The sequence below is a fragment of the Streptomyces sp. AC627_RSS907 genome (genome assembly GCF_019049165.1).
In genome coordinates this window covers 1-818 of the sequence record NZ_JAGMUE010000793.1, presented here as the reverse complement: position 1 = coordinate 818, position 818 = coordinate 1, and the positions used below count along the sequence as shown (strand labels likewise).

Here is an 818-nt window from a genome sequence, read left to right as displayed (position 1 = left end):
GGCGTACGGAGCGCGGAGGGGGCCGAGGGGCGGGTGGGGCCGCGCCGGCGCGCGGGTTCCGCGCCGTTCCGGGGGCGTCGTTGCCGCGCCGCGGGTTAAGGGCCCGTGGCCGTGACGTTTAGGGTGGGGCCCGTGAAGGTCCTCGTCATCGGCGGCGGCGCCCGCGAACACGCCCTGTGCCGCTCACTGTCTCTCGACCCCGACGTCACCGCCCTGCACTGCGCCCCCGGCAACGCCGGCATCGCCGAGGTCGCCGAGCTGCACCAGGTGAATGCCCTCGACGGCACCGCGGTCGCCGAGCTCGCCGGCACGCTCGGCGTGGACCTCGTCGTGGTCGGCCCCGAGGCGCCCCTGGTCGCCGGGGTCGCCGACACCGTGCGCGACCGTGGCATCCCGTGCTTCGGCCCGTCCGCCGCGGCGGCCCGCCTCGAAGGCTCCAAGGCGTTCGCCAAGGACGTGATGGCCGCCGCCGGCGTGCCCACGGCGCGCGCCTACGTCTGCGTCAACGCCGCCGAGGTGGACGAGGCGTTGGACGCCTTCGGGCCGCCCTACGTCGTCAAGGACGACGGCCTCGCGGCGGGCAAGGGCGTCGTGGTCACCTCCGACCCGGCCGCCGCCCGCGCGCACGCGCTGGCCTGCGACCGCGTGGTCATCGAGGAGTTCCTGGACGGCCCCGAGGTGTCGCTGTTCGCGATCACCGACGGCGAGACCGTCCTCCCGCTCCAGCCCGCGCAGGACTTCAAGCGCGCCTACGACGGGGACGAGGGCCCGAACACCGGCGGCATGGGCGCCTACTCGCCGCTGCCGTGGGCCTTCCC

General features: G+C 76.0%; 1 pseudogene. It reads left to right on the top strand.

From position 1 onward, the window contains the following. Positions 1–132 precede the first annotated feature (132 nt). Positions 133–818, top strand: a pseudogene (locus KUM32_RS38675) (ATP-grasp domain-containing protein); the annotation flags it as partial.